Source organism: Leptolyngbya sp. PL-A3 (genome assembly GCF_039962325.1).
In the GTDB taxonomy this organism is placed as follows: domain Bacteria; phylum Cyanobacteriota; class Cyanobacteriia; order Elainellales; family Elainellaceae; genus Vacuolonema.
Genome location: NZ_JAMPLB010000028.1, coordinates 15,959 through 28,716, shown reverse-complemented (window position 1 = coordinate 28,716; position 12,758 = coordinate 15,959). Strand labels below are relative to the sequence as shown.

The 12,758-nt window shown below is 52.3% G+C and carries 12 protein-coding genes; 5 read left to right on the top strand and 7 right to left on the bottom strand.

Features of this window, described 5'->3' with window-relative positions; all coding sequences use genetic code 11:
- Positions 1–73: 73 nt before the first annotated feature.
- Positions 74–619, top strand: coding sequence for a DUF4340 domain-containing protein (locus NDI52_RS19920; protein WP_190770772.1), 546 nt, complete (start codon positions 74–76; stop codon positions 617–619).
- Positions 620–751: 132 nt separating this feature from the next.
- Here the strand turns inward: NDI52_RS19920 and NDI52_RS19915 are convergent, their stop codons facing one another.
- From NDI52_RS19915 to hemF, 7 genes are all read right to left on the bottom strand, one after another.
- Positions 752–1,207 (bottom strand): GNAT family N-acetyltransferase, encoded by a 456-nt coding sequence (locus tag NDI52_RS19915; RefSeq protein WP_190770771.1) that lies wholly within the window; start codon positions 1,205–1,207, stop codon positions 752–754.
- Positions 1,208–1,557: 350 nt separating this feature from the next.
- Positions 1,558–2,889, bottom strand: coding sequence for a glucose-6-phosphate dehydrogenase assembly protein OpcA (gene opcA, locus NDI52_RS19910; protein WP_190770770.1), 1,332 nt, complete (start codon positions 2,887–2,889; stop codon positions 1,558–1,560).
- 103 nt (positions 2,890–2,992) lie between these two features.
- Positions 2,993–4,522 (bottom strand): glucose-6-phosphate dehydrogenase, encoded by a 1,530-nt coding sequence (gene zwf / locus NDI52_RS19905; protein ID WP_190770769.1) that lies wholly within the window; start codon positions 4,520–4,522, stop codon positions 2,993–2,995.
- Between the two features lie 47 nt (positions 4,523–4,569).
- Entirely contained in the window at positions 4,570–5,616 is a 1,047-nt protein-coding gene (fbp, locus tag NDI52_RS19900; protein WP_190770768.1) for a class 1 fructose-bisphosphatase, read from the bottom strand.
- A 313-nt stretch (positions 5,617–5,929) separates the two neighbouring features.
- Positions 5,930–6,637 carry a photosystem II biogenesis protein Psp29 gene (gene psb29, locus NDI52_RS19895; RefSeq protein WP_190770767.1) on the bottom strand — a complete coding sequence of 236 codons (708 nt, stop codon included), beginning with the start codon at positions 6,635–6,637 and terminating at the stop codon, positions 5,930–5,932.
- 130 nt (positions 6,638–6,767) lie between these two features.
- Entirely contained in the window at positions 6,768–7,127 is a 360-nt protein-coding gene (locus tag NDI52_RS19890) for an STAS domain-containing protein (RefSeq protein WP_190770766.1), read from the bottom strand.
- A 658-nt stretch (positions 7,128–7,785) separates the two neighbouring features.
- On the bottom strand, positions 7,786–8,829 hold the full coding sequence (hemF, locus tag NDI52_RS19885) for an oxygen-dependent coproporphyrinogen oxidase (RefSeq protein ID WP_190770824.1): 1,044 nt from the start codon (positions 8,827–8,829) through the stop codon (positions 7,786–7,788).
- Between the two features lie 419 nt (positions 8,830–9,248).
- Here hemF and NDI52_RS19880 point away from each other — a divergent pair, with 419 nt between their 5' ends.
- The 4 genes from NDI52_RS19880 to NDI52_RS19865 all read left to right on the top strand — a co-directional run bounded on the left by NDI52_RS19880 (position 9,249) and on the right by NDI52_RS19865 (position 12,720).
- A complete protein-coding gene (locus NDI52_RS19880) occupies positions 9,249–9,836 on the top strand; it encodes an SRPBCC family protein (RefSeq protein ID WP_242035690.1) in 588 nt (195 codons plus the stop codon).
- A 189-nt stretch (positions 9,837–10,025) separates the two neighbouring features.
- A complete protein-coding gene (locus NDI52_RS19875; RefSeq protein WP_190789288.1) occupies positions 10,026–11,078 on the top strand; it encodes an Mrp/NBP35 family ATP-binding protein in 1,053 nt (350 codons plus the stop codon).
- 14 nt (positions 11,079–11,092) lie between these two features.
- Entirely contained in the window at positions 11,093–12,352 is a 1,260-nt protein-coding gene (gene rodA, locus NDI52_RS19870) for a rod shape-determining protein RodA (protein WP_190770764.1), read from the top strand.
- A 176-nt stretch (positions 12,353–12,528) separates the two neighbouring features.
- Positions 12,529–12,720: an NAD(P)H dehydrogenase subunit NdhS gene (locus NDI52_RS19865; protein WP_190770763.1), complete on the top strand. Its 192-nt coding sequence runs from the start codon at positions 12,529–12,531 to the stop codon at positions 12,718–12,720.
- Positions 12,721–12,758 lie beyond the last annotated feature (38 nt).

The window sequence follows — 12,758 nt, the reverse complement described above, 5'->3', positions numbered from 1 at the left end:
AACAAACCTGCATAGGGATGCCAAATTGTCATGGCTAACGTTGCATTCTGGATGAATTGAAGAAGGTTGACGTATGAAACTGCAACGTCGAAATTTACTGCTAGTCGGAGTGGCACTGGGTTTAGGAGCTGTAACCCTATTAACCCAGAAGCCTCAGACGGAATCTGCGACCGCTGGCACAACGGATTTGTTTGGGTTTGAAGAGGCGCAGGTCAAAGCGCTGACAGTGCAGGTGAATGGGCGATCGCTCGCCTTTGAACGCGACAAGAACAAGGTCTGGCAAATGACCAAACCTGATAAAGCAGTAGCCAATGATGCAAACGTGGCGTATCTGGTGAACTTGCTCGCAACGGGGGTACAGAGCGATCGCCCCCTCACAGTCACTTCCGACAAGCTGGGCACTTATGGTCTAGATAAACCCTACGCCACTCTCGATGTCACCCTGGAGAATGGCGAAGCTCACAAGCTTGTATTAGGCACATACAACTTCAACCGGGCTAATCTTTACGCTCTAATTGATTCCCCTAAAGAACTTCCAGAAGAACTGAAGGTTGCCTTGGTTTCTCCAGACTTTGAAGTTGCGCTGAACCGACCTCTCAATGACTGGAAACAGCCCTAACTTCGCTATCACCTTTCAAGCATGGAATCTAAGGAGGTTTCTGCATAAGAATCTACCCAGGATGTTGGTGCTTTGCCCGCAAAGCGGGCAAAGCACCAACATCCTGGGGGTAATTTCATTGTTGGAAATCTCCTAAAGCTTTTTTGTCATAAATACACTATTGGGATCATTAATGTAGTCCCCAAAGGGACCCCGGTACTCAAACCCGTATCGTGTGTACAGAGCACGCGCTGGAGCAAATTCTGGAAAGGAGCCTGTCTCTAAATAGAGACAATCGTAAGCTCGCTGCTTCGCTTCTTGAAGGATGTGTTCAAGGATTTTTGAGGCAACACCTTTACGACGGTAGGTATTAGCCGTACGCATAGATTTGATTTCACCACTCTTGGCATCCAGCTCTTTCAATGCTCCACATCCCAATAATTCATCGCCTTCCCAAGCGCACCAAAAGGTAATGTTGGGCGATCGCAACCCCTCCAAATCAAGGGCATGAACGCTTTCAGGTGGAGATATCTGGCGCATATTTTCAAGATGTTCCTGGAGCAAGGTTGCGATCGCCTTGCCCGTTAGATCATCTTCACGAATTTCCATAAACCTCACCTTTCATGTTTGTACAAGAGGTAGTGTGTGACGCCTACGCGCTACACACTACCTCTTGTACTTAATCAACTTGAATACTGCAAGATAGGGCTAAGCAATTGAGTCAAAGGCTATAGCCAGTACAAAGATTAGATTCCTGAACCTGGCATGATTTGGGAGGGGATTTAGGATGTGTTTTGGCGATCGCTTTTCACACGGATGGTGTAGTTTTTGGCGTTGCATCCCCTAGTCAGCAATGCCCAGCTTTTCGTACACCCGAATACTGGTTGCTAAAAATGGGTTGTTTGAGGACGCTGCAAAGCTTTGCCCTCAAACAACCCATCATTCAAAATATGCAGTGTCTACTTCTGCCGCAGGCTCTCAATCTGGGCCACAACGGCCAGGCTTTCTTCAAATAGCACATCCCGGCCCCACCGCTGTAATTGCTGGCCCATGAGGAACTCAGCCTTCTGGTCAGGCATAGCTGTTACTTGCTCCGTCCGGCTAAACTGAGCACCGCCACCTGACTCCATTCGCATACAGCCGGTAGTTTCAGAGCAGAGAATAGTGGCGCAGTTGGCGTTGGGATTAGTGGAGGCCATCCGCAAGCCGATCAGGTCGCCCACAATTTCACCAGGGTCGCCCACGGGAATGGCGGCCAGTTCTGCCTCAACGATGCGGCCATTAGCCCCTTTAAAGGTAATGTGCTTCAGATCATAATCCTGATTGGATTCTGTATAGGTCAACGGTTGCCAATTCAAGCGGCTAGCCAACCACCCCAGGAACAGGAATGATTGGGCCGCGTTGCCCTTTTCGTAGTCAATAGTGATGCGATCGATATCCACCAAAGATTCACGACGCTCTGGGGGATCGTAAGCCGCCGCTGTCAGTTCTTGCCAGATAGAAAGGCGATGCCAGTTGAGATCCGCTACATAGGTTTCCTCCTCCACCAGCTCGTGCATCTTCACGAATTCTGATTCAGGGTCGCTGAAGTAGCTGGAGTCCAAAATTAAACAGTGAGATTGTTTAGCGAGTTTCTGGAACAGCTCCTGCTCAGGATTGGGAGTAGCTTTCCACCAAACAAAGCGAGGCAGCTCCGGAATCATCAGCGATGACACCAGGTCACCCATGCGATGAATCGCTTCCTTAGACCCTCGCAGAGTGATGTATTCACAGCACACCATCCCTGACAGACCATTTTTCTGAATGGGACAGTAGGCCGATACCTGAGCTGTAACGTTGTCAGTACCGCCAATTTCAGGACAGAGGGTGATGATTCGGCAAGGATTTTGAGCGGCGATCGCATCGCTGATACTAAAGCCTCGAGAATTGAGATTACTCAGCTGCCGCTTCTCAGGAGGCAGCTTCGACACCTCATCCCGTAGGCGCTGGAGGGTATCGGGATCAACCCGGCCTGTCACTTCCATACCAAAGTTTTTCTGGGCAGCCTGAACAGCCGCTTTCGTATACGGGCCGTGGATACCGTCAATTGGGCCATTGTAGAACCCTAAAGCCGCCAGCAATTGCTGAAACTCCTCGGGTTCATAGATCACCATACTGAAGGTTGTGGCGCGGGTTGCCACAGGAGATATGTTATCTCCCGCCTGATTCAGCCAAATTTGACTCAATTCGGCTTCAATTTCACCAACGGAAATATCTTTGGGTTTTTGCAGTGCAACAAGTGGAGTAGTCATAGCGTTTGTGGGAGCTTCAGTGATTAACAAGCGTTTCCGGCAACTTCGAACCCCAGCTCTCTCCGGCAACCCGGTGCCTGCTGGATAATAGATATGGCTCAGCTTACAACCGACGCCATCGACGGCCATCCCGATTTAAGAGTAATTCTGCCTCGACTGGCCCCCAGGTTCCGGCCTCATAGAACGGAACTGCATCCGGAGCTGCCGGAGCATCCCACACCTCCAGAAGCGGCGTCAGAATACGCCAGGCTGCTTCAACTTCGTCGCCCCGAGTGAACAATGTCTGATCTCCCAACATGGCATCCACCAGCAGACGGCTGTAAGCATCTGTACTGGGTTGACCGAAAGCCGTGTCATACCGGAAGTTCATATCTACCGATCGCGTTCTTAACGAGTTCCCCGGCGTCTTCACCTCAAAGCGAATGGAAATACCCTCGTCCGGCTGAATCCGCATAGCCAATACATTCGGGTTCGCCTGCTTAGAAGCCGACTGGAACATCAGAAAAGGCACTTCCCGAAACTGAATAGCAATCTCAGAAACCTTCTTGGGCATCCGCTTTCCAGTTCGCAGGTAGAACGGCACCCCTTTCCAGCGCCAGTTGTCGATATTCAGTTTGATTGCGGCAAAGGTGGGGGTCGTGGATACAGGCGTTGCTCCTTCTTCGTCCCGGTAACCTGGGACCTGTTCCCCCTTCATCCAACCGCTAATGTACTGCCCTCGAATAGCAGCCGTGTCAATGTGTTCAACATCAGCCAAGCGTGTAGCTTGCAGCACCTTCACCTTTTCGTTGCGGATGCTATCTGCGAGCAGGGCGTTGGGCGGTTCCATGGCCGTCAGGCAGAACAACTGCATCAGATGATTTTGCACCATGTCACGCAGGGCCCCCGACGTCTCGTAGTAGCCTGCGCGCCCTTCCAGCCCCACCGTTTCTGCCACCGTAATCTGAACATGGTCTACGAATTGGCGATTCCACAGCGGCTCGAAAATGGCGTTGGCAAAGCGAAACACCATCAAATTCTGTACGGTCTCTTTGCCCAGATAGTGGTCAATCCGGTAAATTTGCGACTCAGCACAAACCCGCTGCACTACCTGATTGAGAATTTGCGCTGAGGTTAAGTCTTTGCCGAAGGGCTTTTCAATGATCAGCCGTTGCTTGCGTGGATCGACCAGCATTCCCGCAGCTCCCAATTGCTGGGTTGCTTCTCCAAAAAAGCGGGGCGCAACGGACAGGTAAAAGACGCGATTGCCCCGGGTGTTGCGTTGGGTATCGACTTCTTCTAAAAACTCCCGTAACCGCTGGTAATCCTCAGGCTGGTCGATATTACCAGGGCAGTAAAATAGGCCCTTGGCAAAATCATTCCAGATTTCCTCATTGCGAATGCCACCCCCAAACTGCTCAACCCCTTCCCGAAGGTGTTCCCGGAAAAAATCGGTACTCCATTCCCGCCGGGCTACCCCCACGATGGAGAGCTCGGGGGGTAGCCGCCGCTCCAGACGCATCTGGTACAGAGCCGGTACCAGTTTGCGCTGGGTCAGATCGCCCGTCGCCCCAAAGATGACGAGGATCTGCGGTTCGGGAATGCGGTCTTGCTGTAAGCCAACGCGAAGGGGGTTTTCGAGCAGGGTAACCATGCGATCGCTCCTGAGGATTTAGATAGACCAGAAGGGGAGAACTCGGACTAAGAGGCAGCACTCGCCCCTGCCCGTTGTTTTTGTACAAAAGATTCCACCAATGCCACATCTTCCCGACTACCGATCACCAGCGGTGTCCGTTGATGAATTTGGGATGGAACCACGTCGAGAATATCTTGGGTGCCAGTGCTGGCTCGTCCACCCGCCTGCTCCATCAAATAAGCCAGAGGGGCCGTTTCATAGAGGAGACGTAGCTTACCATCAGGCTTGGCTTCCGTACCGGGATAAAGAAATACTCCACCCTGGAATAGAATGCGATGGAAGTCACCAACCAACGCCCCACCATAGCGGGCCGTATAACCCTCCTGTTGGTGAACGTAACGCACAAACTCCCGATAGGATTCATCCCATTGCCAGAAGTTGCCCTCATTTACGCTGTAAGTCGGGCCATGAGCTGGGGTCTGAATATTTTCATGGGAAAGGATAAACTCACCCAGACTAGGGTCCAGAGTAAAGGCATGCACTCCCGTGCCGATGGAGTAGACCAGCATGGTGCTGGGGCCGTAGAGGATATACCCGGCAGCAATCTGGTTCCGTCCATGGCTCAGCAAATCCTTCGCTTCACCGTCCAGATCATTGCCCACCTGCCGCCGCACCGCAAAGATCGACCCAACGTTAATGTTGATGTCAAGGTTAGACGAACCATCAATGGGGTCGTAAAGCAGCGTATAACGCCCAATGGGACAGTTCTCGGGAATGTAATAAGGCTTCTCCATCTCTTCGGAAGCCAGCCGACACACCAGGCCGCTTTGCTCAAAGACAGAGATAAAAACCTGGTTGGCAAAAACATCCATTTTTTTCACCTCTTCCCCCTGGACGTTGGTACCTCCAGTGAAGCCAAGAGATTCTTCGACTAGCCCAGAGCGGCTAAGGCGACGGGCGATTAGCTTTCCGGCCAGAGCAATGCGATTCATTAGGGCGCTGAGGTCCTGGGCATCGGCGGAGAAGCTTTGGAGTTGTTGTAGTACGTGCCGCGACAACGTAGTGCAGTCGCGTTCAATGCCGTACTTATGGTTAAGTGCTGAGTCAAGCATGGGCTTCCTGTGCCAGTAAAGAGCAACTTCAGCCTGGGTACAGACCAAATGGAGATACTGACCAATGCGAAGGGAGGCTATTGACAGTACCTCTCGACTCCTATCTTAGGGAGCCATTTCAGGAAAGGGGGGTTTACTTTAGGTCATCTATAGAAATTCGCTCTTCCGAATGATTGTGCATGAGACTTATGTATTGATGTGATACCCGGCGGGTTTCACACCACACACATCTCATCAATACGAAAAAAACGGGTTGGAGAACTGTGTTCTCTAACCCGTTTTCAGATTGATTTTAGAATCCTGCAGGAGCCTGCTACGACTCTGATGAGGTCGCTGAAGAGGAAACAGCGTCTTTTTGCTTGGCGCGCTCTTCTTTCTTCTTGCGATCAGCTTTCAGAATGTCTTCTAGCACAACTTGAGCCTGGGCAAACTTATCCAGATTACTGCGATAAAGTTCCAGGTCCTTCTGAAGTTTGTCTGTGGGCAGCTTCAGGGGCTGAGCTACGGATTCAAGGAGAGAATCACGCTGTTGGGCGTCTTTGGCGATCGCCGGATTCATTTGCTCCAACAACGTAAACAGGCCTACCGCAAACAACCGGTTGTACTTGAAGTTTGGGTTTTCAGCAATGCCCCGCAGCTGTGGGAACAACCCATCTCCATGCAGCGAACCCAAGTTCTGCAGATTGCTTTGGAAGCTTTCGACGGAAAGCGAGGCGGCTTCAGAGCGCAGTTGCTCGGCCTGCTGGCGATATTGGTCAGCGTTGCCGCCAACTGCCTGGCATAGGGAACTGAAAATTGATGTTTTGTCGGTTTCGGGGCGGTAGCCCTGCATGAAGCGATCAAATGTCGTGACAACGCCCAACGCGTAGATGGGGTCGTAACGAAAATCTGTGTTCACCGACAGCAAATGCATTTCTACCATCAGTTCTTCCACAATCCGGCGATAGATGGAATTGATGGGCCGAGTATGGGCGTTGTAAAAGGCTCGCTTGGTATCCGAGACCGTTCTGACTTCGTTCACAGTCAATGCCTGGCTATCTCTATAGATCTCAATTATTCCACAGGTAATCCCCGCAATTCCAGGATCTTACCCAGAACCTCTCTTCAGAGATATCTCAATTTCCCGTCTCTGGGGTGTGGACGGATGTCCCTTATCGGGTCATCTCGCGAGGTACACCTTCCAGAGCTTCTTCTTCAGTATCAAAAATCTCGAAGACGGAATCCATCATGGTCACTTCGAAGACTAGCTTAGCTTCCGGGTGTACGTTACATATCCGGAAGCTGCCTTTGACTTTATCGGCATCCCGCATTCCAGCCACCAGAGAGGTTAAGCCGGAGCTGTCAATGAAGTTGACTTGTCCCAGATTCACCACGATGTGGGGGCTGAGGCGTGAGATACATTCCTGCAACTTTAGGCGAAACTGCCACGCGGTCGTGATGTCCAGCCGCCCTGTTGGGGTCAGAATGATGATGGTTTTTCCGTCGTCCGTGACGTGTGTTTTCTGGTCCATGACAGTCTCTTCCAGACTCCCGCAACGTTGATAACCTGGCTCACAAACTTTAGCTGGCAGCGATGTCGCTTCACCATTTTGAGGAGAGTTGCCAGTTCTTCTCTCGCCTAGTATGCCCAAACTTGGGGTCAAGGTTCACGCCTTAGGCTGGATTTTTCCAGGCTTTGGTGGCGAGGGGGAAGATGAGTATTTGTTCATATTGCTATGAAAAGTGCTTAAAATCTGGTTGTTTTTGTGAGAGGCGCATGGAGTGTGGCTCTCACAAAAACAACCGTGGCTGATTCAATGGTAAAGCGCTGTGGGCGTTGCGTACTGGTTGGGTGTTTGAGGCTCTGCTTGGGGACGCGTCGCTCCCCAAACCCCTCGACTGGAGGACGGGGCGCCGTCCCCCAGACCCCCTTGCGCTAAGGGGTTTTTGGTGGGAGGTGAATGTGGCGCTTCGCATCGGTGGGTTTTAAATTAGGTTTTGCGCTGCTGGGAAAGTTTTGTGTAGATGGGCCTGTAATTTTGACCAGAAATATCTCATGTGCTGAAACCTTTATGGTAGAGGCATTGCATGCAATGCCTCTACCATAAAGGTTTCAGCTTTTATAAAGGAAGCCGCAGTTCTCAAGAGAACTGCGGCTTCTACGGATAGGTACAAACTACGTTTGCATGATTAGAATTTGCCGGGAGCCCAGTTTGCCCAGTCTTGGGGTTTGAGGAAGAGCTCGTAGAGTTCGGATTCGGGGGTGTTGCCTTCAGGGGCAAAGCTGTATTCCCAGCGAACCAGGGGGGGGAGGGACATCAGGATGGACTCGGTGCGGCCGTTGGTCTGGAGGCCGAAGATGGTGCCGCGGTCGTAGATTAAATTGAACTCGACGTAGCGGCCACGCCGGTAGAGTTGGAAGTCACGCTGGCGATCGCCATATTCCACATCCCGACGCTTCTGCACGATGGGCTCGTAAGCGGGGATAAAGCTGCGGCCACATTCCTGGACGAAGGCAAACAGTTGCTCCCAGGAGCGAGGGGCGACTTCGCCGATTTCGTTGCTCTTGGCGGCGGCGATTCCTTGGGGATCAGGGCCACGGTAGAGGGTGCCTCGGCCATCCTGGTAGTCGAAGAAGATACCGCCAACACCACGGGGTTCTTGACGATGCTTCAGGAAGAAGTACTCGTCGCACCAGGGCTTGAAGACGTTGTAGTATTCGGGGTTGTGGCGATCGCACGCCGCCTTGATGGTCTGGTGGAACTGGGAGGCGTCTTCCCGGAAGGGGTAGTAGGGGGTAAGGTCAATGCCACCGCCAAACCACCATACAGGGCCAGCCTCGAAGTAACGGTAATTGAGGTGGACGGTGGGGATGTAGGGGTTATGGGGGTGTAGCACCATAGAGGTGCCGGTGGCGTAAAAGCCATGGCCTGCGGCTTCGGGGCGTTGCACCAGAATGGAGGGTGGGAGATCGTTGCCCCATACTTCGGAGAAGTTAACGCCGCCCTGCTCGAACAGGTTACCGGCTTTGATGACGCGCGATCGCCCACCGCCCCCCTGGGGCCGCTCCCAACTGTCCTCTAGAAAACGCTGACCACCATCCAATTCCTCAAGGCGCTGGCAAATTTCGTCTTGCAGGGTCTTCATAAACGTGCTGACCCGCTGCTTGGAGTCGGCGGGCGGAGCAGCAGGCGTGACAGGGGTATTAACTTGAGGAGCAGAGGAACTTGTCATATCGTCTGAAATCCGGCTAAGACCTTTCAAAAGTGGCGTTTTTAAGGATGGGTCGGATAGCAGCATCCGCAACCACGCTGAACGCATTGTTCAGGCAACCACGGGGTGGGCCGTCCCCAGTCCGGTATCTAGACTATCTCGTATCTGACAACAGACCGATACGACCAAAAGAGAATGTAAAGAATGTTGATGATTCCCATCATTTTGCAGAGAATCTGAGGCGACCTCAACCATAGAGGTAAATGCCGTCAAACCCACTTCAGCAGCGGGATAGATTCGTAGGAATAATTTTCTTGCGACTATAGCAAAACGTCGTCCTGAGGGCTGCACTAAAATAGGATATTTGATGAGGTAGGGTCAGCCTTTGGGGTACCGTTGCCCGCCTCGTCCATCACCGCGCGGTGGGAAGGAGTGAATTCATGTTCGGCTTCTGGTTTAAGCAGTCACAACGGGATGCTGGCTGGGTGCGCCCGCTGGTGCAAACCTTCTATGCGGTTAGTACGGCCTCTGTGGATGTGCTCTGGCAAAAGGTGATTAACCTGGCAGATGTGTCCTGGCATCCCCTCATCGCCAGCACGAATGTTCCCAAAGGCCTCATTCCTAAGCCCGGTTTGATTTACCGAGCGGTGACCCGTCTGTTCCCGTTTCCAATCCGCATCTTTGTTGAAGGGGTACTACCTCAGGAAATGCTAAGCGTACGGATTTTTGCCCTTCCAGGAATTGAGGAGCGCGTTACCTACCGGGTGGAATCTACCGTTTGTGGCACTCAGGTTTCCTACTCGGTTAACCTCCGGGGTTGGCTTTCCCCGCTGGTATGGTCGATCATCCGTCCCCATGCTGCACGGGTAGCCGTGGAATTGGCCCAGGCCGCAGAGCGAGCGGAAGCAGAAATGCTGTTGCCGGCCCATCAACGACGCAAATGCCCGGATCTGTTTGCGGGTCTGGTGATCATGGTGGGGGTGGGTTCTTTGGTGTGGTGTCAGGCTCAGGGGGCGATCGCCATCTAACGTGGCAACCTTAAAGCGACTCCTGCAAGCATCAACACACTACCGATTATCGATAATTCAAAAAACCAATTACTCCCCCAAATATTCCTTTCGGACGAGCAGCCCCCAAACGGGTAGAATTCATTAAGCAATGTAACCCGTCCCCAACCCGGTTCCACCGGGCTCTGCCGGGGCGAACATAAGAAACCTATGGTGGATACCCAGTCGATTCTGGAGGTTCTGCGCCCGGTTCAAGACCCCGAATTGCGCAAGAGCCTTGTTGAGTTAAATATGATTCGCAACGTCCAGGTTGCGGGCGGTGACGTCAAGTTCACGTTAGTACTGACAACTCCAGCCTGTCCGTTGCGCGAGTTTATCAAGGAAGACTGTGTACGAGCAGTTAAAACCCTGCCTGGTATTGAGTCCGTTGAGGTAGAAATTACCGCCGAAACGCCGCAGCAGAAATCTCTTCCCGATCGTCAGGGAATTGGTGGCGTTCGCAATATTCTGGCGATTTCTAGCGGCAAGGGTGGTGTCGGAAAAAGCACTGTAGCTGTGAATGTGGCGGTCGCTCTGGCTCAAGCGGGAGCCAAGGTCGGCCTGATTGATGCAGATATTTATGGCCCCAACACCCCGACGATGCTGGGCCTTGCGGATGCTGAAGTGAAGGTGCAGCAGGGCGATATTTTGGAGCCCGCCTTCAACTATGGCGTGCGGCTCGTATCTATGGGCTTTTTGATTGACAAAGATCAGCCTGTAATTTGGCGCGGCCCGATGCTAAATGGCATCATTCGCCAGTTTCTCTATCAAGTGAACTGGGGCGAACTGGATTACTTGCTAGTGGATATGCCTCCCGGTACGGGTGACGCGCAGCTAACCCTGGCTCAGGCTGTACCCATGGCTGGAGCTGTAATTGTGACTACTCCACAGAACGTCGCGTTACAGGATGCCCGACGCGGTCTGCGGATGTTCCAGCAAATGCAAGTACCGGTGCTGGGCATCGTAGAAAACATGAGCTATTTTATCCCGCCGGACTTGCCCGATCGCCAGTACGACATTTTTGGTTCCGGAGGCGGCAAGAAAACGAGTGAAGAACTTGGACTACCATTGCTCGGCTGCATTCCGTTAGAAATGGCCCTGCGGCAGGGAGGCGATCGCGGCATTCCCATCGTTCTTGACGAACCCGAATCCGCCTCTGCCCGTGCCCTTACCGCAGTAGCCCAACAGATTGCTGCCCGTGTGTCCGTTGCCGCCCTGACTTAAGCAGGAGAACCCTGATGATTACCCAGCGATCGCTTCGCCCATGGCGATGGAAAACCCTTATCCAGCCGTGGCAGGAAGTAGATTGGCTCTTGCTACTGCTGGTCGTAGCCCTCACCTTTATTGGGGGGTTGGCTATTCGTAGTGTGGAGTTAAAGGAGCCTCAAACCGATTGGGCACAGCACTGGGTGACTGGAGGCGTGGGCCTAGCATTTGCTATGAGTCTCGCTCGCTGGCGCTATGATGCCCTCAGCCGCCTGTACTGGGTAATTTATGCCATCACCAATGTGGCGTTGGTCGTAGTTATCGCCATTGGAACGGCAGCGAATGGAGCCCAGAGTTGGGTTACCGTTGGTAACTTTAACGTGCAGCCTTCTGAATTTGCCAAGGTGGGGATCATCATCACCCTGGCCGGTTTGCTTCAGGAGCAGGGACGCAAAACCTTGTGGGACATGGTAAAAGTGCTGTGTGTTACAGCATTACCCTGGTTACTCATCATGGCCCAGCCGGACTTGGGAACAGGCCTGGTATTTGGAGCGATCACCCTGGGGATGCTGTACTGGGCCAATATGAATCCCGGCTGGCTCATTCTGCTGGTTTCTCCCCTGGTTGCAGCTATTGTCTTTGGGCTGTATCTGCCTGCCTGGTTTGCCTGGGTGGCACTTATGATCTTTATCGGTTGGAAGACACTCCCCTGGCGCTGGTTAGGAGCATTTTTTGCAGGGGTCGTCAATCTTCTGTCGGGGGGACTGGGTCATATTGCCTGGGGAATGTTGAAGGATTATCAGAAGGATCGTTTGATTCTGTTTCTTGACCCCGATAAAGACCCGTTGGGTGGGGGATATCACTTGATTCAGTCTCGTATTGCAATTGGGGCAGGCGGGCTCTGGGGCAAGGGGATTAACCAGGGCACTCAAACACAGCTCAACTTCATTCCTGAGCAACACACAGACTTTATCTTTTCGGCCATTGGCGAAGAGATTGGTTTTGTAGGGGGCCTGGTGATACTAGGGCTGTTCTGGTTGGTATGCCTGCGACTTGTCATTATTGCCCAGAACTCGAAAGACAACTTCGGTTCGCTTCTAGCGGTCGGCGTACTGTCGATGATTGTGTTTCAGGTGCTGGTGAATATCAGCATGACTATCGGGCTAGCTCCCATTACAGGGATTCCGTTACCATTTCTTAGCTATGGGCGATCGGCTTTGTTGACGAACTTCATAGCGATCGGCCTGGTGGAGTCTGTTTATAACTTCCGCCATCGAATTCGATTTCAATAGCAGGAAACTGTTGTACTGAATGAGGTCACTCATCATCCAGCAAAACGACCCCCCCAGAAGAGCCACACTCTCTCTTCTTGGGGGTTTTCTTATTAGTGCTATTAACAAATGGGTGAGCAGCGATCGCGCGCTCCGTACTAAGCTGAAGGTGAAAACCCTTTCTACCCATATCTGCCATGATTCTTCCCGGTTCAGCAGTACGCGTCATAAACGGTGACGATACCTACTACGGTTTTCAGGGACTGGTGCAGCGTATTAGCGACGGCAAAGCAGCCGTTTTATTTGAGGGAGGTAATTGGGACAAGCTCATTACCTTTAACCTGTCAGAAATCGAGTTGATAGACGCAACCGCAGGGCGCAAGAAGTAAAAAAGAAGTAAAAAAGAGAGCGTAGGGCTTCATACCCA

Coding starts and splice junctions, on each gene's coding strand:
- NDI52_RS19865 (WP_190770763.1), top strand. CDS start 12,529: ATGATTCTTCCCGGTTCAGCAGTACGCGTCATAAACGGTGACGATACC.
- NDI52_RS19890 (WP_190770766.1), bottom strand. CDS start 7,127: ATGGACCAGAAAACACACGTCACGGACGACGGAAAAACCATCATCATT.
- hemF (WP_190770824.1), bottom strand. CDS start 8,829: ATGACAAGTTCCTCTGCTCCTCAAGTTAATACCCCTGTCACGCCTGCT.
- NDI52_RS19875 (WP_190789288.1), top strand. CDS start 10,026: ATGGTGGATACCCAGTCGATTCTGGAGGTTCTGCGCCCGGTTCAAGAC.
- zwf (WP_190770769.1), bottom strand. CDS start 4,522: ATGGTTACCCTGCTCGAAAACCCCCTTCGCGTTGGCTTACAGCAAGAC.
- rodA (WP_190770764.1), top strand. CDS start 11,093: ATGATTACCCAGCGATCGCTTCGCCCATGGCGATGGAAAACCCTTATC.
- opcA (WP_190770770.1), bottom strand. CDS start 2,889: ATGACTACTCCACTTGTTGCACTGCAAAAACCCAAAGATATTTCCGTT.
- NDI52_RS19920 (WP_190770772.1), top strand. CDS start 74: ATGAAACTGCAACGTCGAAATTTACTGCTAGTCGGAGTGGCACTGGGT.
- NDI52_RS19880 (WP_242035690.1), top strand. CDS start 9,249: ATGTTCGGCTTCTGGTTTAAGCAGTCACAACGGGATGCTGGCTGGGTG.
- NDI52_RS19915 (WP_190770771.1), bottom strand. CDS start 1,207: ATGGAAATTCGTGAAGATGATCTAACGGGCAAGGCGATCGCAACCTTG.
- fbp (WP_190770768.1), bottom strand. CDS start 5,616: ATGCTTGACTCAGCACTTAACCATAAGTACGGCATTGAACGCGACTGC.